The organism is Lelliottia sp. 7254-16 (genome assembly GCF_002922995.1).
Classification (GTDB): Bacteria; Pseudomonadota; Gammaproteobacteria; order Enterobacterales; family Enterobacteriaceae; genus Enterobacter; species Enterobacter jeotgali.
This window is the reverse complement of sequence record NZ_PQVS01000001.1, coordinates 215,286-237,006: the sequence shown is the minus strand read 5'-3', so window position 1 is coordinate 237,006 and position 21,721 is coordinate 215,286. Positions and strand designations below refer to the sequence as shown.

Here is a 21,721-nt window from a genome sequence, read left to right as displayed (position 1 = left end):
GTATCGTGAAAAGCCCGCCACCCGGCGGGCTTTTTTTTAGCCGATTGACAGACTCCGCAAGGTCATGTGTGATGGACGACATGAAAAAAACGCATAGCTGGAGTGTTTATGTCGCGCCGTTCGTTTCCGCACAATGCGGTTGACGCCTTTCTGGTCACCGCCCGTCATCTGAATCTCACTCACGCCGCGAAAGAGCTGTGTCTCACTCAGGGTGCCGTTAGCCGTAAAATTGCCACCCTGGAAACCTGGTTCGGCTTTCCGCTTTTTGAACGCCATGCGCGTGGATTACGGCTCTCATCCCAGGGGAGCGCCCTGCTTCCAGACTTACAGGCTGCATTCGAACATCTGCTTACCGTGGCCGAGCAAGCACGCGCTCAGCAAACGGTAGTGCGTTTGAAAGTACCAACGTGCGCGATGCGCTGGCTGGTCCCACGGCTGCTTGAAGTCGAACGCGATCAGCCCGAACTGCAAATTGCGCTGACGACCACAACCGATCATACGGTTAACTTCAAAACCGAATCTTATGACGCTGCGATTGTCTTCGGCACCCATTTGAGCGCGGGCGATCTGCTTTTTGAAGAGGCACTCACGCCAGTGATGAGCCCACTGCGTATGCATTCTCCGCTGGATAGTCTGACGTTTCTTCATCCAACGCGGGACAAAACGGACTGGTCACTGTGGCTTTCCAGACAGGCAGAGCTCCCCCTTTCGATGCACAGGAATCAGCATTTCGACACGATGGATTTGGCTATTACCGCCGCGATGCAGGGGCTTGGTGTGGCCATCGCTGACGAAACGCTGGTTGAAGAGGATATTCGAGCCGGACGTCTGGCGCGCCCTTTTGACACCAGCGTCAAAACCGGGGCCAGTTACCGGCTAGTTTTAAGGGAATCACGCGCGAAAGCCGCCGGACTGGCCGCATTTCGTGCGTGCTTGCTTAATCAAGGCTCACATGATGCTTCATCACCCGTTTAAACAGACTCATCCGGGCACGCATGAAACGGTTTTCCAGCCGAAAACCTGCATGTTTATTCAAACCGATGCGCAACAATACGTCTCGACCTTTGCGACAGGCAGGCCAGCGCGTCGGACCATGTAACGCATCGCAGGTTCGGCTCGCATGACGGGCAAAGTTTACCCAGTAATCGGCCACCTGCGCGGCGAACGCCAGGTCGCGTTCGTTCACATACTGGCATGAAGGTTCAATGTTCCCCAGCGTATCAAAAACATACGGCACTTCATTCCCGTGCCATGCCCCGTTGAGGTAGGTGTCGTGTTCTGCTTCTGCTACATAATCAAACCAGTAGCGCCAGCAAGGTTCGCCGACGCGCTGCTGGGCCTGCATCACCACAAATCCCATGGTCGTAAACGCCATATCACGGCACACCTGCCGTCCCAGCTCTTCATCCCCTTTCACCCCGGGATACAGCAGCTTGATCAGCCCCAGACCAAATCGACGCTCACGGCGCAGTTTTTGAATTTGTCCGGCAAGATCGATACCAAACACCGCCATGACGCTGGCCTCATCGCTGTTTGAGCCAATCATCAACGGAACCGGGTGCTGACGGGCCGCAAAGAACACATCCAGCATCGGTTCGGGCAACACACAATCACCGACGATCGGCGTAGGCGCAATGTTCAGCGGTGCAGCCAGTGGCCAGAAGGCTTCAGCCGGGATCGCGCGAAGTTGTTCTGCGGTGGCATTTTCTAAGCCAAAATGTGCCGCCAGCGCTTCGCCTTTTTGCAACGCCTGCTCGCGCGGCGTATCGGGCAGCGTGTAACCGCTCTGCACAATCGCTTTGTGAAACAGTCCCTTCGCCAGCGGAGAAGCCAGCAGCGAAAGCACGCTCCGCGCCCCGGCAGATTCGCCAAATAAGGTCATATTATTCGGATCGCCGCCAAACGCGGCAATATTGTCCCGCACCCATTTGAGCGCGGCAATTTGGTCGCACAGGGCGAAATTATGCACCACAGATGCTTCTTCGCCTGCCAGCGCCGAATGAGCAAAGAAGCCAAGATGCCCGAGCCGATAATTGATGGTAACGACAACCACCTCGCGACGCGCCAGTGCTTTGCCGTTATAAGGCGGTAAGCCACCTGCTCCGATCGTAAATCCGCCACCGTGCAACCAAACCATCACCGGCAGAGGCTCACTGCGTTTTACTGGAGACCAGACGTTGAGATAGAGACAATCTTCCGAGAAGCGCCCCGGGTCGCCCCCGCCCAGCTCGCGGCAATAATCACTGTTTTGCCAGCTGGATGCCGAAATCGTATCGGCCACACGAATACCGTCCCAGGATTCAAGCGGTTGTGGCGATCGCCAGCGCAGCGCGCCAATGGGCGGTGCGGCATACGGAATACCGCACCAGACGTGTACATCATCATCGGTAAAACCGCTCAGCGCACCCTGGCGCGTGGTAACCACTGGGGTCGTGGAGTGTTCCATAATCACCTTCTTTTTCCTTCACACCCCAGCAGAGTAGCGATTTCAGAGCAAACCGCAACGCCGTTTACTGCGGTCTTCCGCCTGCTGATACAGCTCAAATTCGTCGAACACCTCGCAGCCGAGCGCGGTCTCAAATGCCGCACGGCTTGAATTTCCGTGGCTACGCGCCTGGGTTTGATTCCCGAGATTAGACTGGAAAATCCCTGCCGCGCTAACCGGGAGAAAATCTTCATAGGTAATCGGCTGCGCCACTACCCACCCACGTTCAATCAGCGGCTGCGGATCGTCACCTGCCCGGAATGCCTGGCGGTGCGCCTCGCCTGTCGGCGTCAGACGGTAGCGGAAATACGCCAGTTCCTGACGACGCAGGAACATTTCACTGTCCGGAAACGTCTGAAACACATCACGCAAATGCAGCTGATGCGTCAGGTTGTCCTTCCCCGTACCCGCTTCATTCAGCAGACGATCGTAAAGTTCGCGGCCTTTCGGCGTTAACGCCACCCCACGCTGTTCAATCTCACCAAAACGCGCTGTATGCGTGCCTTTATGTTCCCCGGCAAACAGCACCGGCTCTTCCAGCGCTTTAAAACTGGTCTGGCGCAGCAAGATAGGGACTTCGCGGCGCGGCGGCCCTTCGATCAGGATCTTCGGTTCAATGCCGTACTTCGGCATCAGCTCCTGCGCCCGGTCAATATCGAGGGTGCGCGGCGTCAGATGGTTGATATGACAGCCAGGGAAACAGACTACATCGGCAATCAGGCGATGTTCATTGTGCAGCGCCTGATAGGTTTCCTGATCGACGGTAGCGTGGCGATGCCAACGGAACGTTTCCAGCGCTTCACGAACAAACTCACGCGCCTGAGTTTCATTAAATTTCCCTTCAGACTCATGCAGGTCAATCAGTTCCAGGCACCGCGGTGTAAAAATGGTACGTTGCGCGAGAATTTCAGCGGCGCGTTTACGCAGGTCAACATTCTCGATGAGTTCCAGACGCAGTAACGAGGTGAAAACGCGGAAAGGGTTTCGCGACAGCGCTGCATCATCAATCGGGCGAAACGCCGTGGAGTGTACCGGAACGCCTGCCTGGGAAAGATCGTAATAGCTGACCGGATACATGCCCATAATGGCAAATATCCGCCGCAGAGTGGACAGTTCCTGCGCACTGCCCACGCGGATTGCCCCGTGGCGCTCGACGTTCAAACGCGCCAGCTCATCCGCATTGGCGAGTTGTTCATGTAAGTGCGGGTTGTTTTCCAGTACCGCCAGATTCACATCCGCGACCAGTTCCAGCAATGTGCCGTACTGCGGAACTTCCTGCTGGTACATCGCTGACATAGCCTGCGAAAAGTGTTCCCGAATATCATCAGCCGTGATGGTGTTCGCCATGATGTCATGCCTCCAGTGAATATTACCTGGAGTGTAGAGAAGGCCATCCGCGTTGGGGGGAAGAATTTACGATTTGTGATCCTGGCAGACAAGTGGTCATTCCCTGCGCTTTTGACGCCTGTCGCCTTAATAAGAGAAGAATGTGGGTATGAAAAATATCTTGTAACTCAAATAGATCAAATGTTAATAATATTTTGCTATCAGGTTATCAAAATTAAACATCTTTCCTTGTCACTCGCATGGCTCTGTTCTTAACATCGCATATGGAAAAAAATGGTTTGTTTAGTCAGCGCATACGCTTGCGCCATCTGCACACTTTTGTGGCCGTCGCTCAACAGGGAACGCTGGGGCGCGCGGCTGAAACTCTTAATCTTAGCCAGCCAGCCCTTTCGAAGACTCTGAACGAACTGGAACAATTGACCGGAACGCGCCTGTTCGATCGCGGGCGGCTCGGCGCTCAACTCACTCTCGTCGGCGAACAATTTTTGACGCACGCAGTCAAAGTACTGGACGCCCTGAATACCGCCGGTCAGGCTCTGAGTCGCAAAGACGATCAGCCAACGGATGTCGTGCGCATAGGTGCTTTGCCAACGGCAGCACTGGGTATTCTGCCCTCAGCCATCGGACAGTTTCATAAGCAGCAAAAAAACACCACGCTTCAAGTGGCGACCATGAATAACACAATGCTGCTGGCCGGTTTAAAGTCTGGCGAGTTGGATCTCGGAATTGGACGCATGTCTGACCCGGAGCTGATGGGCGGTCTGAATTACGAACTGTTGTTCCTGGAATCGCTCAAGCTGGTGGTTCGCCCTCATCATCCTCTGTTGCATGATACGGTGACCCTGAGCCGGGTGATGGAATGGCCCGTCGTTGTGTCACCAAAAGGTACGGTTCCCCGCCATAATGCCGAAGTGATGCTGCAAATGCAGGGCTGCAAGCTGCCGTCCGGTTGTATCGAAACGCTGTCAGCCTCGCTTTCACGTCAGCTCACAGTAGATTATGACTACGTTTGGTTCGTCCCCTCCGGCGCAGTGAAAGAAGATTTACGCCAGGGTACGCTGATCGCTCTGCCCGTTGCTTCGCCGGGAGCCGGTGAGCCGATTGGTATTCTAACCCGCGTAGACTCTCCGCTCTCCTCGGGCGCACAATCCCTGCTGAGCGCCATTCGTAAGTCGATGCCTGTCTAATTTTCAGCTTTCAGCCTTCCCCGCACCCGTCGCCATGACGGGTTTTTAATCTGTTTAATCAAATAATGCGAAATTATTTATTAACAATTGCGCTAAACAATTTAACAGATTTATCATAGCTGCCAATTCACCAAATGGTTCGCAAACCATTTCATCACGTGGATTTAAAAGCCGTACAAGCGGTATTCATCGTATAAATCATCATTAAATCCGTATTCGATTATCCATTTGGTACAAACGTAACGCCATTGCAGTCGGATGAATACGAGGTCTTTAAGGAGATAGACATGGCATTTGGCAGCGCGCCGCGCGGGGTTCCGAGACTCCTGCAGTGGCTCCTGGTCGTTCTGATGGCCATCATCGGACTGGCGATCGGTGGTCTGGGCTTTAAGCTCGCCACCGTAGGCGGAAGTTGGTACTTCCTGATAGTAGGCGTAGTGATGTTGATCTCCGCCGGTTTAATTCTGATGAATCGCACCAGCGGCATCGTGCTCTATGCCATCGCGTTTATCGCGTCGCTGTTCTGGGCAGTCAGCGATGCAGGCTGGGATTTCTGGCCGCTGTTCTCGCGTCTGTTTACCCTGGCGGTGCTGGCATTTTTATGTGCCATCGTCTGGCCGTTCCTGCGTGCAGCCAACAGCCATCAACCGGCTAACACAAAACCGGCATTTGCCCTTGCGGCTGTGCTGGCAGTGGTCATGCTGGTCAGTGTCGGCTGGATGTTTAAACCGCAAACCCTGGTCGCCGCGAATGAGCCGGTGCCGGTGAAACCGGTCGCACCAGGCGAAGAGCAGAAAAACTGGGAGCATTGGGGGAACACCACCCACGGCGACCGTTTTGCCGCACTTGATCAGATCAATAAGCAAAACATCGGTGAACTGAAAGTGGCCTGGACCGCGCACACGGGAGACATCCCGGTCAGCAACGGTTCCGGCGCAGAAGACCAAAATACGCCGCTTCAGATCGGTGACACGTTGTTTGTCTGCACGCCTTACAGCAAAGTGCTGGCGCTGGATGTCGATTCCGGTAAAGAAAAATGGCGCTACGATTCAAAAGCGACTGCGCCTAACTGGCAGCGCTGCCGTGGTCTTGGCTTCTTTGAAGATCACAGTGTCGTGACAACGTCACAAAGCGACACTCCCCCTGCCGCCTGTTCCCGTCGTCTGTTCCTGCCAACCACCGATGCGCGCCTGATTGCCATCAATGCCGATACCGGTAAAGTCTGCGAAGACTTTGGTGAGCACGGTGTGGTTGATCTCAGCATTGGTATGGGTGAAATCAAACCGGGTTATTACCAGCAAACGTCAACGCCGCTGGTAGCCGGGAATGTGGTCGTCGTCGGTGGACGCGTGGCGGATAACTTCTCCACCGGTGAACCGCCGGGCGTGGTGCGTGCCTATGACGTGCACACCGGTAAACTGGCGTGGGCATGGGACCCAGGCAACCCTGAGCTGACCGGCCTGCCGCCGGAAGGCCAGACCTATACGCGTGGTACGCCGAACGTTTGGTCTGCCATGTCCTACGACGCCAAACTGAACCTGATCTATCTGCCAACCGGTAACGCCACGCCAGATTTCTACGCAGGCGAACGTACCGCGCTGGACGATAAATACAGCTCATCGATAGTGGCCGTCGATGCCACGACCGGTCAGGTGCGCTGGCACTTCCAGACCACTCACCACGATCTGTGGGATTTTGACCTGCCTTCTCAGCCGCTGCTGTACGATCTGCCTGACGGCAAAGGTGGTACCACGCCGGTACTGGTGCAAACCAGTAAACAGGGCATGATCTTTATGCTCAATCGCGAAACCGGTAAACCGGTGGCGAAAGTCGAAGAGCGTCCGGTCCCGGCAGGTAATATTGAAGGCGAACGTTACTCCCCGACGCAGCCGTATTCCGTGGGCATGCCGATGATTGGCAACCAGACACTGACGGAATCCGACATGTGGGGCGCGACGCCGGTCGATCTGCTGCTGTGCCGCATTCAGTTTAAAGAGATGCGTCATCAGGGCGTCTTTACCCCTCCGGGCCTTGACCGATCGCTGCAGTTCCCTGGCTCGCTTGGCGGGATGAACTGGGGCAGCGTGTCGGTTGATCCGAACAACGGTCTGATGTTCGTCAACGATATGCGTCTGGGCCTGGCAAACTACATGGTGCCGCGCGCAAACGTGGCAAAAAATGCCAGCGGCATCGAGATGGGTATCGTACCGATGGACGGCACGCCGTTTGGGGCAATGCGCGAGCGCTTCCTCTCTCCGCTGGGCATTCCATGCCAGAAACCACCGTTCGGCACCATGTCAGCCGTGGATCTGAAAAGCGGTAAACTGGTGTGGCAGGTTCCTGCCGGTACGGTTGAAGATACTGGTCCGCTGGGCATTCGCATGCATATGCCAATCCCTATCGGCATGCCGACGCTGGGGGCATCGCTGTCAACGCAGTCTGGTTTGCTGTTCTTTGCGGGCACTCAGGATTTCTACCTGCGCGCATTTGATACTGCCACCGGGAAAGAGATCTGGAAAGACCGTCTGCCAGTGGGTAGCCAGTCTGGCCCAATGACCTACGTCTCACCGAAAACCGGTAAACAGTACATCATCATTAACGCGGGTGGCGCACGCCAGTCGCCGGACAGGGGCGATTACATTATTGCCTACGCTTTGCCGGATAAGTCATAACGATACAAAGCAAAAGGGGCCACTTGGCCCCTTTTTTTTGCCCGGCGGCGCTACGCTTGCACGGGCCTACGGGTTTTGTATTTTGTCGGTCGGGTAAGGCGCAGCCGCCACCCGACTTTCACCCGCTCAGAACGTTTCCCAGTTATCCCCACTTACAACCGCAGTCTGGCGCAATGGCGCAGCCTGAGTAACTGGCGCACTCTTATTCCCACGTCCTGTCGTAACACCATTCAGACGAAACGCTCCCACCGCTTCCGTCAGACGCGCACCCTGCTCTTCGAGGGACGCCGCCGCTGCAGAAGCTTCTTCCACCAGCGAGGCGTTCTGCTGCGTGACTTTATCCATCTCAGAAATCGCCTGACTCACCTGAACAATCCCACGGCTTTGCTCATCGGATGCGGCAGCGATTTCCAGCATGATATCGGTGACACGCTTAACAGCTTCGACGATTTCATTCATGGTGTTTCCGGCGGCAACCACTTCGCCAGAACCCTGATCGATAAGCGTCACGGATTCGTTAATCAAGCCTTCGATCTCTTTCGCGGCGTTCGCACTGCGACTGGCCAGAGTACGGACTTCGCTGGCGACGACGGCAAATCCGCGTCCTTGTTCACCCGCGCGCGCTGCTTCGACAGCGGCATTCAGCGCCAGAATATTGGTCTGGAAGGCAATGCTGTTGATCACCGCGGTAATTTCAGAGATTTTCTTCGAACTGGTCGAAATATTGCTCATGGTTTTCACCACGCCAGAGACCATCTGGCCGCCACGGCTGGCTTTCCCGGAAGCGTCTTCCGCCAGTTTGCTCGCATGATGGGCATTATCGGCGTTTTGTTTCACGGTCGCGGTCAGCTCTTCCATGCTGGCGGCAGTCTGCTCAATCGCAGCCGCCTGCTGCTCAGTACGGGAAGAGAGATCGGTGTTACCGGCGGAAATCTCGCTGGTACCACGATAAATCTGCTCTGCCCCCTGACGCACAGTGCCTACGGTGTTGACCAGCGAGTGCTGCATGGTTTGCAGATCGCGGGTGAGACGCCCAATTTCGCTGCGACCGGTCAGATCGTCCGCCATCGTCAAATCGCCCTTCGCAATCTGCTCGATGCGACGCGCCGCGCGCTGCAATGGATGAATCACGGTACGGCGCAGCACCACGAAGGTCATCGCAGTCAGCACCAGCGCCAGTGCAAACGCTCCGACCATAAACATCAGGCCGAGCTGGGTACGTTTATGGGCGTCGGACGTCAGCGCATTGGCGCGGTCGGTACGGATCTTAATCGCCTTCAGCAGAATTTCATTGTAGCCATCGTCCAGCGGACGGGCGGATTCATTCTCATGATTGATGATGGCTTCAAACATACCGTTTTTGGCATATTTCAGCATCGGCTGCAACCCGGCGATATAAGCATCAAAGCGCGTTTTCAGTTCGCCATCCAGCGCTTCGTCAGCAGGTGTACGCACCGCGCGATTCATGTACGCCGCGAAGCTTTCCTGAGACTGCTTGATACGCGTTTCGGCTTCTGAAATATTCTGCTTCATCGCGTCCATTTCAGCGATACGGCTCGCCGCACCGGCATGGATCATATTGATACGCGCGGTACGCAGATGGTTAGAACTGTTCGACAACCCCGTGCGCACCTGAATTTCTGACGTGACATCCTGCAGATCCGTATCGGCTTTCAGCAGGAAATACCCTGCAAGAGCCGAACTCAACGCAAATAACAAAATGATGCCACCGAGAATTGAGGAAAACAGCGGAACCAGCCGGATATGATGCAGGAAGCTAAGCGTTTGCGGGCTTCGCATCGTTTTTGTGTTGTCCATGACCGTCGACTCTCTTATAGGTAAATGCGTATAAACACGCCTGTAAATTAGTCATCGGCACGGCGGGAAATTTGATTATGGCTAAAATCGCCAGATGGGTCACACTTTAGAGAAGAAAATGCAGGAAGTGCCAGCGGCAAAAACCGCTGGCAGAATAATTAGTTGCTGCCGAAATGTATGACGGTACGAATCGACTTTCCTTCGTGCATCAGATCGAAGGCTTCGTTGATTTGCTCCAGCGGCAAACGGTGGGTAATGAACGGATCGAGATTGATTTTCCCGGCCATCGCCTCTTCCACCATGCCCGGCAGCTGAGTACGCCCTTTTACGCCGCCAAACGCTGAACCGCGCCATACGCGACCGGTCACCAGCTGGAATGGACGGGTTTTGATTTCCTGACCCGCACCGGCCACGCCGATGATAATACTTTCACCCCAGCCTTTGTGACAGCATTCCAGTGCGGAACGCATCACGTTGACGTTGCCGATACATTCGAAGCTGAAGTCTACGCCACCGTCGGTCAGTTCAACAATGACGTCCTGAACCGGTTTATCATAATCTTTCGGGTTGATGAAATCGGTCGCGCCCATTTCACCCGCCAGTTTGAATTTCTCCGGGTTGGTATCAACGGCCAGAATACGTCCGGCTTTTGCCTGAACCGCCCCCTGAATCACCGCCAGACCGATTCCGCCGAGACCAAACACCGCAACGGTGTCGCCCTCTTTCACTTTCGCCGTGTTATGTACCGCACCAATACCGGTGGTCACGCCGCAGCCCAGCAGGCAGACTTTATCCAGCGGCGCCTGTGGGTTAACTTTGGCCAGAGAAATTTCTGCACAGACCGTGTATTCGCTGAACGTGCTGGTGCCCATATAGTGATAAATCGGCTCGCCGTTGTAGGAAAAACGCGTGGTGCCATCGGGCATCAGGCCTTTACCCTGAGTGGCGCGAACTGCCTGACAAAGGTTTGTTTTGCCGGACTTACAGAACTTACACTCGCCGCATTCAGCGGTATATAAAGGAATAACGTGGTCTCCCGCCTTCAGACTGGTGACCCCTTCGCCCACTTCGACCACTACGCCACCACCTTCATGGCCCAACACTGCCGGGAATACGCCTTCTGGGTCGTCACCGGACAAGGTAAATGCATCCGTATGACACACACCGGTATGGGTAATTTTGACCAGCACTTCGCCTTTCTGCGGCGGCGCGACGTCAATTTCAACGATCTTCAACGGCTGGCCGGGGCCAAATGCGACAGCTGCACGTGATTTCATATTGATTTCCTTTATGTGATGCCTGTGTTTTATTTTAGATAAGAGCGCAGCAAATGACCGACTTCCGCCATACGCACCGCACGCTGGTCGGCGGTGGTTTCCCCCGTTACCAGTTCATCTTTGAGGTGAATTTCGACCATCTCGCCCATCAAGCCGTTCGCTGCTCCGCGAACCGCCGCGATTTGTTGCAGAATGGCAAGGCAGGGTTCGCCGGACTCCAGCGCACGTTCCAGGGCATCAACCTGCCCCCGGATGCGACGCACGCGAGTCAAAACGCGTTTTTTGTCTTCGGGTGAATGTGGCATACGCCCTCCCGCTGGATACTGTAGGGGAGTATAGTAACTTGGTTTAGGTATTCATGCAAATAATGGATTTCGAGTGGATATCAGACAAAAGCATACTGCTTAACGTCCGTTCAAAATATTTTGCAAAATAGCGTGAAAAACAGGATTAACATATTTTTGGTTAATTTTCAGTATGCACTCTTATAAAAAACACCAACAATTGCAGGAGCAGTTAGCAGCGAAAGGCCCAGTTTACTGCTGTTAGGGTGGGAGAAAATCCGGGAATAATTGTTTGTGCGGATTTTATTTCTTCAATAAAAAACAAAATAGCGAGCATTAAATTTTTAAATAACTGAAAAGAGTTATATTGATTGCATGGATAGTGGTTAATATCATCTCACCCTAAAATACAAACAATTATCAAAAACAGGTGTAAAACATGCGTTATTCACGTTCACTTAATAAGGAATTAGAATAGTGTCATGGAAACCGCACGATGCAGTTTTATATGCTCGCCAGCACTCTCATCTCAAAAGTGGTGGTCATTGCGCCAGAGCGGTTGCTGCAGCAATTCGCGCCGGTGGCATCCGCGTGGAAGATGCTGATGCAAAAAATTTTTGGCGCTCACTTGAGAATGCAGGCTTTACCAAAGTTTATGGGACGCCAATTGAAGGCGATATAGCTGTTATGGAGGCACTACTAATATGAAAAAATTATTACTACTCATATTCATAGCCGCATCTGCCATAGCCCAGGACAGCGATCCAGAAAAGCAAGCTGTTGCGTTCAATAAGTGGTACGTGAAACAAATTAACGAGGATAAATTCCCGATCACAGACAGTCATGAAATCGATAAATACGTTACAGCATCAACGATGAAGAAATTGCGCCGCACGCAGGAGGCCGACTATAGCGATGATCCTTTTTACGATGCAGACATATTCACAAAGTCTCAGTACATCGGCGATGACTGGGCTGATTTTGTTACCGTCGTTGCAGGTGATACCGATCCGGTTTGCGTGAACGTCTATATTGAATTTGGCAAGAAGAAGAAGCACACAGTTATTGACTGCATGGTCAAAGAAGATGGATTCTGGAAAGTGCAATCTGTCGCCGCTCGCGACTTTAATTAATACCTTGCATTAATGAAAATCCAGGGCCTGCCGACATCGGTCAGGCCCTGTAAACACACAGCATTGCAGATTGGAATACACCCTGTCCGTGGTGGATAGTGCATTTATAACTGCTAACCCTGTGGTTGTCATGGATATATTTATCGTTGAAATTAAACAGACTTAAACCAAATCATAAGCTTAAAGCCTGCCTTAAGAGCGAATGTTTTTCTGCTAAATAACCATCACTTCTTCTTCGGCATCATTCGCAACAGCGTGTTGTCTTTCCAGTAGTAATGATGCAGCAGCGCCGCAAAGGCGTGAATGCCGATAACGAAATACCCCACGTTTGCCAGCGTCACGTGCCACGTCTTCAGGCTGTCGACCAGATCGAAGTTTGCCTGTGCCGCATGAGGCATCACCAGACCAAACGCCAGCCACGGGTTGCCACGGTTATACATCATCACCAGGCCAATCAGCGGTAGCGCGATAAACAGCAAATACACCACCAGATGCCCCAGGTGCGACATCCCGGTGATCATCGGTTTTGGCTTCGGCTGAATCGGCGGTGCCGGGAATTTGAGGCGCACCAATAGACGCGCCACCATCAGAACGAGGATCGAAATCCCACAGGAAACATGAATCATATTAATGAGAGGACGCGCCGTACGCGGGAAGAATCCACGTAACTCCATTGCCGCGTAGGCCACAATCACCAGAAGAAACACCAGCCAGTGAATGCCTATTTGCAGGCCAGTATATTTATTACGCATATGATTTCCTGGATAAAGTCGAACAAAGGGTCAACATAACGGGCTTTCCCTAAAAATTCATTAACTTTTCTGTATGGTTTTTCAAAAACTTCGCCTGCTCATGAATCATCTTCAATTGCCTCACTCGCCGACATGGTCTAAGCCTGGAGGAGTTCAAACTGTCGCATCGTTCAGTTCATACAGGAGTCAACCATGAGTAAAATTGGCATTAATGGTTTTGGCCGCATCGGACGTCTCGTTCTGCGCCGTCTGCTTGAAACTCAGGACAGCAACACCGTCGTCGCAATTAACGATCTCACCTCCCCCAAAGTGCTGGCCTATCTGTTGAAACATGATTCGAACTACGGCCCCTTCCCGTGGAGCGTGGACTTCACCGAAGACTCGCTGATCGTCGATGGCAAATCGATCTCCGTCTACGCCGAAAAAGAGGCCAAACACATTCCGTGGTCTTCGGCGGGTGTGGATTTGGTCGTTGAAAGCACCGGTTTTTACACGTCGGCAGAAAAATCCCAGGCCCATCTGGATGCGGGTGCAAAAAAAGTGCTGATTTCCGCGCCTGCGGGTGAAATGAAAACCATCGTTTTCAATGTCAATGACGACACTATAGACGCCAGCGATACCATTATTTCCGTCGCGTCATGCACCACCAACTGCCTGGCTCCACTGGCAAAAGTGTTGCACGATGCTTTTGGTATCAAGGTTGGGACCATGACCACCATTCATGCCTACACTGGGACGCAGGCGCTGGTGGATGGACCTCGCGGGAAAGATCTTCGCGCCTCGCGTGCGGCGGCGGAAAATATCATCCCGCACACTACCGGGGCGGCAAAAGCAATTGGCCTGGTGATCCCTGCCCTGAGCGGCAAGCTTAAAGGCCACGCTCAACGTGTGCCGGTAAAAACCGGTTCGGTGACGGAGCTGGTGTCAATTCTGGAGAAAAAGGTGACGGTGGAGGAGATTCACGCCGCGCTGAAAAAGGCGACCGAGGGCAATGACTCTTTCGGGTACACCGACGAAGAGATTGTGTCGTCGGATGTGATCGGCTCTCACTTTGGTTCCATATTTGATGCCACTCAAACGGAAGTGAGCGAGGCAGGAGACGTGCAGCTGGTGAAAACCGTCGCCTGGTACGACAACGAATACGGTTTTGTGACCCAACTGGTGCGCACGCTGGACAAATTCGCCGCACTCTGATGAAAAGCGGGCAGTCCGGCTGCCCGCATCTTGCCTGGTTACGACTGCAAATAGACCACCTGAGTTTGCAGATATTCATGCAAACCGTGTTTACCGTCAGCCCCGCCAATCCCCGATTTACGCCAGCCCGCGTGGAACCCCTGCATCGCCTCAAAGTTTTCGCGGTTGATGTACGTCTCGCCGAACTTCAGCCCTTTGATGGCTTTCATTGCCACGTTCAGATCCTGGGTGTAAACCGAAGAGGTCAGGCCGTAATCGCTGTCGTTGGCCATCGCCAGTGCCTCTTCCAGAGAATCAAACGCTACCACCGGGAGCACCGGGCCAAAGGTCTCTTCATGCATAATGGTCATATCCTGGCGTACATCCAGCAGCAGCGTCGGCGGATAGTAGTAGCCTTTGCCTTCCACCGCTTTGCCACCCAGCGCAACGCGCGCACCTTCCTGCACCGCACGCGCCACTTTTTGCTCGACACGCTCAAGGGCCGCGGCGTTTATTAACGGCCCCATCGCGATATCCGTGCGCTCAGCCGGATTGCCAAACTGCACGGCTTTCATCGCCTCGCCCAGACGATTCACAAAGCGATCGTAAATCCCTTTTTGCACATACACGCGCTCGGCGCAGTTACACACCTGCCCGGTGTTGATCACCCGCGAATCAACAATCGCTTTGACGGCCAACTCCAGATCTGCGTCGTCCATTACAATAGCGGGTGCTTTGCCGCCCAGCTCCAGACACACTTTGGTGATGTTTTTTGCCGCTGCGGCCATGATTTTCTCACCGGCGGTCACGCTGCCGGTCATGCTGACCATCGCCACTTTCGGGTTGCCCGCCAGCTCTTGCCCCACGGTTTCACCGCGCCCCAACACCAGGTTAAAGACCCCTTTCGGCAAACCAATTTCATCCACAATTTTCGCGAAGGCGATGGCGTTATTTGGCGTGAATTCACTCGGTTTGATCACAATGGTGTTGCCCGTCAGCAGCGCGGGCGCCAGTTTGCGGGCAATCAGGAAGAACGGGAAGTTCCACGGCAAAATGCCCGTTGTCACGCCCAGCGCGCGTTTGAAGACCAGAATATTTTCGCCCGGACGATCGCTTTGGATGATTTCGCCTTCGTAGCGACGCGCCCACTCGGCCATGTAGTCGATATAATCGGCGGTAAAGTTGACTTCCACTTCCGCCAGTTGCTGAATTTTGCCGCCTTCAGCGACGATCAAGGCGCTGATTTCACCCACACGCTCGCGGATACCGGCGGAAATTTTACGCAGCCAGCCAGCGCGCTCAATCGCCGGAAGTGCTTCCCAACCCACCTGGGCACGTTCGGCAGCTTCAATCGCTTTGCGAGCGTCTTCGGCACGTCCATCGGGAATACGGGAAATGACCTCTTCGGTGGCCGGATTGGTGACATCAATCCACGCCTCACCTTGCCAGGCAACAAACTGTCCATCGATATACATAGGATGTTGTACGGGTACTGTCATGACCTGCTCCTGTAATTGCACTGTTTTTAATAAGTAAAATTATTGTTAAAAATTACAAGCAGGAGCCTGATTGCCTATGCTATCGCGCTGTATTTGTGAGATATCTCAAAAAAGAATCGCATCAGCAAAACCATTTCATCACAGATGAGCAACATAAAATGCCCGTTTGCGACGAGGTATGCGCAAACGGGCAAAACTTACAGCAGAGAGCGGCTAACCAGCGCTTCAGTCAGGGTGCTGTCATTGCGCAGAATCCGCCAGGCGGCTTCTACATTGGCCGGAATCTCCACATGCGCGATAAAGTCGCGCCCCGCAGGACCATAACCGTTCACATCGTCTTTCAGACGCGGGAGTTCACCGAGCACCAGCGACAGGTAGCGCTCAACCGGCCATAGCCCTTCACCGCCGTGGCTAAACACCAGGCCGTTTTCGCTGTTTTGCAGGCTCGGAACAAAGCCGGGATGACTGACAAAGCGCGGTAAAGCCGATTCGTCGCGACACACGCGGGCGAACGTCGCCATTGTGCGCCGCTGCATCGTCGGGTCTTGAACCACCAAAATGCGTTCCGGGACCGGAGCGTGCTGCTTCAATACGTTCCAGCTAAACCGCGCATTCTCACCGCAGTTGGTGGACTGATCCTCGATCAGAACGCGTTCATCAGCGATGTGCCAGAACTTGCGCGCGATATCCGAAAGGATCGCCGCCTCTGCCCGTCCGGTGGTGGGCACAGTGTTATAGCGCGGATGGCGAGCTGTCGCCGCGTACAGAAATGTCGTCGAGTGACCAATGCCGCCGCTGATCAACAGCGGAATCGCTTGCTCAGACGCAATACGAGAGGCGGCGTCAATCGTTGGGATCACCGCGTTCCCGGCAAGAATCACCGCATCAAATTGCTGGTCATGACGATAATCGTCTTGTGCCAGCCATGAACCGACGGTGTTGACTGCCGCCAGTGTGGCATCGGGCAGACAGGGAAAAAGGTTCAGAGTCATCGTTACCTCCTTACATCAGGTTATATTTAGGGTAACGCACAGGATTATGCACAATAGAGGATCTCTCCGAAAGCCGCCCGCTCTTTACCGCTGCTGAACGCAATCATATTTGATTTAATGAGGCTTTTCATATTCACTTGAATTATGATTTCTGCCACAGGTAGAATCATTAGCCCACTAACTATTCAAATTTTCCAAAGGTAAACGACGTTATGCGCCTGCCTCAACGCGATCCTTATGCTCCTCGCGAGTGGCAGCCTCACGAAAAACCCGCCCTGCTCGGCTCCCCTTCGACGCCCTTTCACAGCACGCCAAAACGGGTAGCCTATGGCGTGGTTGGTTTGCTCGTTTGCCTGACGGGTGCGCTTGGCAACGCGATGGTCGCCGCAAATCTGCAAAACCTGCAGGGAACGTTTGCCGTCTGGTCGACAGAAATCGCCTGGCTTCCCGCCGTTTACGTGATGACCAACGTGTCGATCAACCTGTTACTGGTCAAGTTTCGCCAGCAATTCGGGTTGCGCGCCTTTACCGAAGGGTTTCTGGTGCTGTACGTGCTGGTCACCTTTTTCCACCTGTTCGTCAACGACCTGAGTTCAGCCATGATGGTTCGCGCCGCCCACGGAATGGTCGCCGCCGCACTCAGCTCGCTGGGGATTTATTATCAAATCCAGGCCTGGCCTGCCAAACATCGTCTTAAGGCGCTGACCATCGGCATTACCGGTTCTTCGCTGGCGATCCCCATTGCGCGGCTGTTTTCCAGCGAGCTTTTACAGCTCGACGAATGGCGCGGGCTATACTTCTTCGAACTCGGTCTGGCGCTGATTTCGCTGGGCTGCGTGATCGCCCTGAAACTGCCGCCGGGCGATCGCCGCAAAGTCTTCGAGAAGAAAGACTTCATCACCTTCTTCCTGCTGGCACCAGGCATGGCGCTCCTGTGTGCAGTGCTCTCTCTCGGAAGACTCGACTGGTGGTTTGAAGCGCCGTGGATCGGCTGGGCGCTGGCTGCGTCACTGGTGCTAATCCTCTCGGCTGTCATGTTTGAGCACCGCCGCAGCAACCCGCTGCTCAATACCCGCTGGCTTTCCAGCGGCAGTATTCTGCGTCTGGGACTGATTATGCTGCTGATCCGCATCGTGCTGGCAGAGCAAAACACCGGGGTGATCGGCTGGCTGCAGTATGTTGGTTTACAGAATGAACAGATGACGAATCTGGCGTGGTCAATTTTCGCCGGGATCGTCTGCGGAATTGTCGCCAGCTGTCTGACCATCAAGCCGACCAAACTTGCCTGGCCGATTGTCACCTCTTTATTGCTGATGATTATCGCCTCGCTGCTGGACAGCCAGTCCAGCAATTTAACCCGCCCGGACCAGCTGATGCTGAGCCAATTTTTACTGGGTTTTGGCAGTGCGTTTTTCCTTGCCCCCGCGATGCTGGCAGGCATTGGCGGTGTGATTGCCGACCCGCGCAATCTGGTCAGTTTCTCGGTGCTGTTTGGCATGAGCCAGAACATTGGCGGCCTGTTAGGCTCCGCGATTTTGGGCACCTTCCAGACCTGGCGCGAGAAATATCATTCCAGCTTATTGTCCGATCAGCTCACCACGCTCAACCCACTGGTCAACGAGCGGCTGCAAATGTACAGCCAGATGTACCAGAATTTGATTGGCGACAGTGCGCTGCTCGGCACACAGGCGACGCTGCAACTGCAAACGGTCACCACGCTGGAAGCGAATATTCTGGCCTATAACGACACCTATATGCTGACGGCGGCCATTGCCACCGCCACGCTGGTGTGGATTTTATGGCGCTTGCTGCGCCTGAGAATTACCGCACGACTGGCGCTAAAACGCGCGACAGGGACCAAATAAATGAACAGTGATTTACTTCGGGAGACGTTATGAGTCAGCAGGATGCCGCCAAAGAGCAGGCCACTACGCGCAACAATTTGCGCATTGTTTCACTGTTTGCTGCGGCCGCCATCGGCATCGTCGGGGTGCTGGTGATTCTGTACGCCTGGCAATTGCCGCCGTTCACGCGCCATACCCAGTTCACCGATAACGCCTACGTGCGCGGGCAGACCACGTTTATCAGCCCGCAGGTGAACGGTTATATTACTGAGGTGAAAGTACAGGATTTTGTGCAGGTGAAAAAAGGCGACCTGCTGCTGCAAATCGACGACAGAATTTACCGCCAGCGCGTACATCAGGCCGAGGCCCAGCTGGCAATGAAAATGGCAGCGCTGAACAATAATCTTCAGCAGCGTAAAAGCGCTGAGGCAGTGATTGTTCGCAACGACGCGGCGCTGAAAAATGCCCGCGCCCAGAGCCTGAAAACCCAGGCCGATTTAAAGCGCGTTAAAGATCTGACTGCCGACGGTTCACTCTCGATTCGCGAGCGCGATGCAGCTCTTGCCAGTGCCGCGCAGGGCAGTGCCGATATTGAGCAGGCCAAAGCCACGCTTGAGATGTCACGCCAGGATCTGCAAACCGTCATTGTCAATCGCGGCTCGCTGGAAGCCGACGTTGAGAGCGCCAAAGCCGCGCTGGAACTGGCGCAAATCGATTTGCAAAACACGCGGATTGTCGCCCCGCGCGACGGACAGCTCGGGCAGATTGCCGTGCGTTTGGGCGCTTACGTCACCGCAGGAACCCATCTCACCACGCTGGTTCCGCCGCAGCACTGGGTCATTGCCAATATTAAAGAGACACAGCTTGCCGATCTGCGCGTTGGACAGCCGGTGAAATTCACCGTCGATGCGCTTAACGGTAAAGCCTATGAGGGCCGCGTGCAGAGTATCTCTCCGGCGACTGGCGTTGAGTTCAGCGCCATTACGCCGGATAACGCCACCGGCAACTTTGTCAAAATCGCCCAGCGCATTCCGGTGCGCATTGAAGTGCTCGGCAAAGCGGAAGATTCAGCCCTGCTGCGCCCTGGGATGTCGGTGCAGGTGAACATCGACACACGGGAGACGAAAGAATGACGCTTCGCCCCGTCGCTGGATTATTGATTGCGACCTTCCTGGTAGGATGTCAGTCGGCAGATGTCGCCCCGGCCAAAAATACGCTGCAAATTCCGGCACAGTGGCGTGCGACGTCAGGCCCCACGAGCCCGACCGAGCAGCTATGGTGGCGTAATTTTCACGATAACCACCTCAACCGCTACGTCGATCAGGCGCTGCACAATAACAGCGACGTGCTGATCGCCCGTGAGCGGATTAATGAATATCAGGCGCGCGTCTACGCCGCCGACAGCAGTCTGTTCCCCTCGCTGGATGCCGGCGTGAGCGGCACTCGCGCACGAACTCAATCTGCTGCGACCGGGCTGCCGGTTTACAGTACCTTATACAAAGGCAGCCTGACCGCCAGCTACGACGTGGATATTTGGGGTGTGAACCGCAGCACGGCGAACGCAGCGCAAGCCTCACTCGAGGCACAAAAAGCGGCAGCTGCGGCAGCGGACTTAACCGTCGCCTCATCGGTGGCCTCGGGCTATGTGACATTGCTTGCGCTGGATGAACAATTGCGCGTCACGCAGTCGACAGTGAAATCGCGTGAAGATGCGCTGGCGCTGGCAAAACGGCAGTTTGAAACGGGTTACAGCTCGCGGCTGGAGCTAATGCAGTCGGATTCCGAGCTGCGCTCAACGCGTGCACAAATCCCACTTTTGCAGCATCAAATTGCGGTTCAGGAAAACGCGCTCAGCCAGCTGCTGGGCGATAACCCTGAAGATGTCGCTCGAAGCGACAGTTTTAGTGCGCTGACACCGCTGCAACTCCCGTCACAACTGCCCTCCTCGCTACTCAATCGCCGCCCGGATATTGTGCAGGCGGAGCGCCAGCTGATCGCCGCCGACGCCACGCTCGCCGCTTCTCGCGCCAGCCTGCTGCCGTCGATCAACCTGACCGCCACCGGATCGGTTCAGGATCGTACATTGCCCGGTTTACTGGACAATCCGCTTCAGCTCTGGAGTCTCGGCGGGAGTATTCTGGCCCCGCTGCTGAATCGCCAGGCGCTCAACGCTCAGGTGGATATTTCGCAATCACAGCGTAATCAGGCGCTGTATGGCTACGAAAAAACCGTGCGCAATGCGTTTCGTGAAGTGAACGACAGTCTGGATGCCATCACGCGCTATCAGGAACAGCTGACCGAGCTACTCGCGCAGCAGGATGTGGCACAGGAGACGCTGCGCATCGCACAAAATCGCTATCGCAACGGGTATTCTTCGTATCTGGACGTTCTCGACGCCCAGCGCACGCTGTTCTCGGTGCAAACCAATGTGGTGCAGGTGAAAAATAACCTGCTGCTGGCACAGATTGATTTGTATAAAACACTGGGTGGCGGATGGTCGGCGGCATAACGCCTTACCCGGCCTATGCGGGGTTCTGTAGGCCCGGTAAGCGCAACGCCACCGGGCATTGGTTCAGAGATTAATCAGGAGGTCAGTCGATGCAACAAACGTGGACTGCAGTAGATAACTATATGATTTCTTCTCTCATTCCCCAAGATGCGGTACTGCAACAGGTTCTGGAGAACAACAAACGAGCCGGGCTGCCGGAGCATGACGTGGCGGCAAATCAGGGGCAATTGCTGGCATTATTCGTACAAATGACGCAGGCGAAACGCATCCTGGAAATCGGTACCCTGGGCGCGTATAGCACTATCTGGATGGCGCGCGCTTTGCCACCAGACGGCAAAATTATCACACTTGAAGCCGATCCAGTTCATGCCGAAATCGCCAGACAGAATATCCACCTTGCCGGTTTGCAGCGAAAAATTGAGCTTATCGAAGGTCCTGGATTGCAATTGCTGAAAGACTTCGGCGACATTCCGCCGTTTGATCTGATCTTTATCGATGCGGATAAGCCTAACAATCCAGGCTATCTGGAGTGGGCGCTGCGCTACTCACGACCGGGAACCGTGATTATTGGCGATAACGTGGTGCGTGACGGTGAAGTGATCAATGACCAAAGCAACGATGACCGCGTGCAGGGTGTACGGCGTTTTATCGAAATGACCGGAGATAACCCTCGTCTTACAGCCACTGCGCTGCAAACCGTGGGCACGAAAGGTTGGGATGGGTTTACGCTGGCCATAGTGAATAGCTGA

At 54.4% G+C, this 21,721-nt stretch carries 18 protein-coding genes; 10 read left to right on the top strand and 8 right to left on the bottom strand.

Annotated elements, in window-relative coordinates:
* Positions 1 to 108: 108 nt before the first annotated feature.
* On the top strand, positions 109 to 975 hold the full coding sequence (locus tag C3708_RS01130) for a LysR substrate-binding domain-containing protein (RefSeq protein ID WP_103948991.1): 867 nt from the start codon (positions 109 to 111) through the stop codon (positions 973 to 975).
* Here the strand turns inward: C3708_RS01130 and C3708_RS01125 are convergent.
* Both C3708_RS01125 and C3708_RS01120 read right to left on the bottom strand, forming a co-directional pair.
* Complete coding sequence (locus tag C3708_RS01125) at positions 938 to 2,446, bottom strand: carboxylesterase/lipase family protein (protein ID WP_103948992.1); 1,509 nt, start codon at positions 2,444 to 2,446, stop codon at positions 938 to 940. The genes C3708_RS01130 and C3708_RS01125 overlap by 38 nt on opposite strands.
* A gap of 42 nt (positions 2,447 to 2,488) precedes the next feature.
* Positions 2,489 to 3,832: a VOC family protein gene (locus C3708_RS01120; RefSeq protein ID WP_103948993.1), complete on the bottom strand. Its 1,344-nt coding sequence runs from the start codon at positions 3,830 to 3,832 to the stop codon at positions 2,489 to 2,491.
* Positions 3,833 to 4,095: 263 nt separating this feature from the next.
* Between C3708_RS01120 and C3708_RS01115 the strand changes: the two genes are divergently transcribed.
* Complete coding sequence (locus tag C3708_RS01115; protein ID WP_095284267.1) at positions 4,096 to 5,019, top strand: LysR substrate-binding domain-containing protein; 924 nt, start codon at positions 4,096 to 4,098, stop codon at positions 5,017 to 5,019.
* A 287-nt stretch (positions 5,020 to 5,306) separates the two neighbouring features.
* Positions 5,307 to 7,691 (top strand): membrane-bound PQQ-dependent dehydrogenase, glucose/quinate/shikimate family, encoded by a 2,385-nt coding sequence (locus C3708_RS01110; RefSeq protein WP_103948994.1) that lies wholly within the window; start codon positions 5,307 to 5,309, stop codon positions 7,689 to 7,691.
* A gap of 126 nt (positions 7,692 to 7,817) precedes the next feature.
* On the opposite strand, the gene C3708_RS01105 is transcribed toward C3708_RS01110, so the two are convergent.
* The 3 genes from C3708_RS01105 to C3708_RS01095 form a co-directional block, all read right to left on the bottom strand.
* Entirely contained in the window at positions 7,818 to 9,509 is a 1,692-nt protein-coding gene (locus tag C3708_RS01105; RefSeq protein WP_103948995.1) for a methyl-accepting chemotaxis protein, read from the bottom strand.
* A 158-nt stretch (positions 9,510 to 9,667) separates the two neighbouring features.
* Entirely contained in the window at positions 9,668 to 10,786 is a 1,119-nt protein-coding gene (locus C3708_RS01100; RefSeq protein ID WP_103948996.1) for an S-(hydroxymethyl)glutathione dehydrogenase/class III alcohol dehydrogenase, read from the bottom strand.
* A gap of 29 nt (positions 10,787 to 10,815) precedes the next feature.
* Positions 10,816 to 11,091: a metal/formaldehyde-sensitive transcriptional repressor gene (locus C3708_RS01095; protein ID WP_032610935.1), complete on the bottom strand. Its 276-nt coding sequence runs from the start codon at positions 11,089 to 11,091 to the stop codon at positions 10,816 to 10,818.
* 456 nt (positions 11,092 to 11,547) lie between these two features.
* On the opposite strand from C3708_RS01095, the gene C3708_RS01090 reads away from it, so the two are divergent.
* Together C3708_RS01090 and C3708_RS01085 are read left to right on the top strand one after the other, a co-directional pair.
* Complete coding sequence (locus tag C3708_RS01090) at positions 11,548 to 11,778, top strand: hypothetical protein (protein ID WP_217449954.1); 231 nt, start codon at positions 11,548 to 11,550, stop codon at positions 11,776 to 11,778.
* Positions 11,775 to 12,203 (top strand): DUF3828 domain-containing protein, encoded by a 429-nt coding sequence (locus C3708_RS01085; protein ID WP_103948997.1) that lies wholly within the window; start codon positions 11,775 to 11,777, stop codon positions 12,201 to 12,203. The genes C3708_RS01090 and C3708_RS01085 overlap by 4 nt, the downstream gene beginning before the upstream one ends.
* 224 nt (positions 12,204 to 12,427) lie before the next feature.
* Here C3708_RS01085 and cybB read toward each other — a convergent pair whose 3' ends face one another.
* Positions 12,428 to 12,955 (bottom strand): cytochrome b561, encoded by a 528-nt coding sequence (gene cybB / locus C3708_RS01080; protein ID WP_095281964.1) that lies wholly within the window; start codon positions 12,953 to 12,955, stop codon positions 12,428 to 12,430.
* A gap of 192 nt (positions 12,956 to 13,147) precedes the next feature.
* Here cybB and gap point away from each other — a divergent pair, with 192 nt between their 5' ends.
* Positions 13,148 to 14,149, top strand: a complete 1,002-nt coding sequence (gene gap, locus C3708_RS01075) for a type I glyceraldehyde-3-phosphate dehydrogenase (protein WP_103946314.1) — start codon at positions 13,148 to 13,150, stop codon at positions 14,147 to 14,149.
* A 38-nt stretch (positions 14,150 to 14,187) separates the two neighbouring features.
* Here gap and aldA read toward each other — a convergent pair whose 3' ends face one another.
* Positions 14,188 to 15,627 (bottom strand): aldehyde dehydrogenase, encoded by a 1,440-nt coding sequence (gene aldA / locus C3708_RS01070; protein WP_103948998.1) that lies wholly within the window; start codon positions 15,625 to 15,627, stop codon positions 14,188 to 14,190.
* A gap of 197 nt (positions 15,628 to 15,824) precedes the next feature.
* The gene (locus tag C3708_RS01065; protein ID WP_103948999.1) at positions 15,825 to 16,619 is read right to left on the bottom strand and encodes a YdcF family protein; all 795 of its coding nucleotides are present in this window, start codon (positions 16,617 to 16,619) and stop codon (positions 15,825 to 15,827) included.
* Positions 16,620 to 16,831: 212 nt separating this feature from the next.
* On the opposite strand from C3708_RS01065, the gene C3708_RS01060 reads away from it, so the two are divergent.
* From C3708_RS01060 to C3708_RS01045, 4 genes are all read left to right on the top strand, one after another.
* Complete coding sequence (locus tag C3708_RS01060; protein WP_370446854.1) at positions 16,832 to 18,484, top strand: MFS transporter; 1,653 nt, start codon at positions 16,832 to 16,834, stop codon at positions 18,482 to 18,484.
* Between the two features lie 29 nt (positions 18,485 to 18,513).
* Complete coding sequence (locus C3708_RS01055; RefSeq protein WP_095281960.1) at positions 18,514 to 19,596, top strand: HlyD family secretion protein; 1,083 nt, start codon at positions 18,514 to 18,516, stop codon at positions 19,594 to 19,596.
* Entirely contained in the window at positions 19,593 to 20,972 is a 1,380-nt protein-coding gene (locus C3708_RS01050; protein WP_103949000.1) for an efflux transporter outer membrane subunit, read from the top strand. The genes C3708_RS01055 and C3708_RS01050 overlap by 4 nt, the downstream gene beginning before the upstream one ends.
* 89 nt (positions 20,973 to 21,061) lie before the next feature.
* On the top strand, positions 21,062 to 21,721 hold the full coding sequence (locus C3708_RS01045) for an O-methyltransferase (RefSeq protein ID WP_103949001.1): 660 nt from the start codon (positions 21,062 to 21,064) through the stop codon (positions 21,719 to 21,721).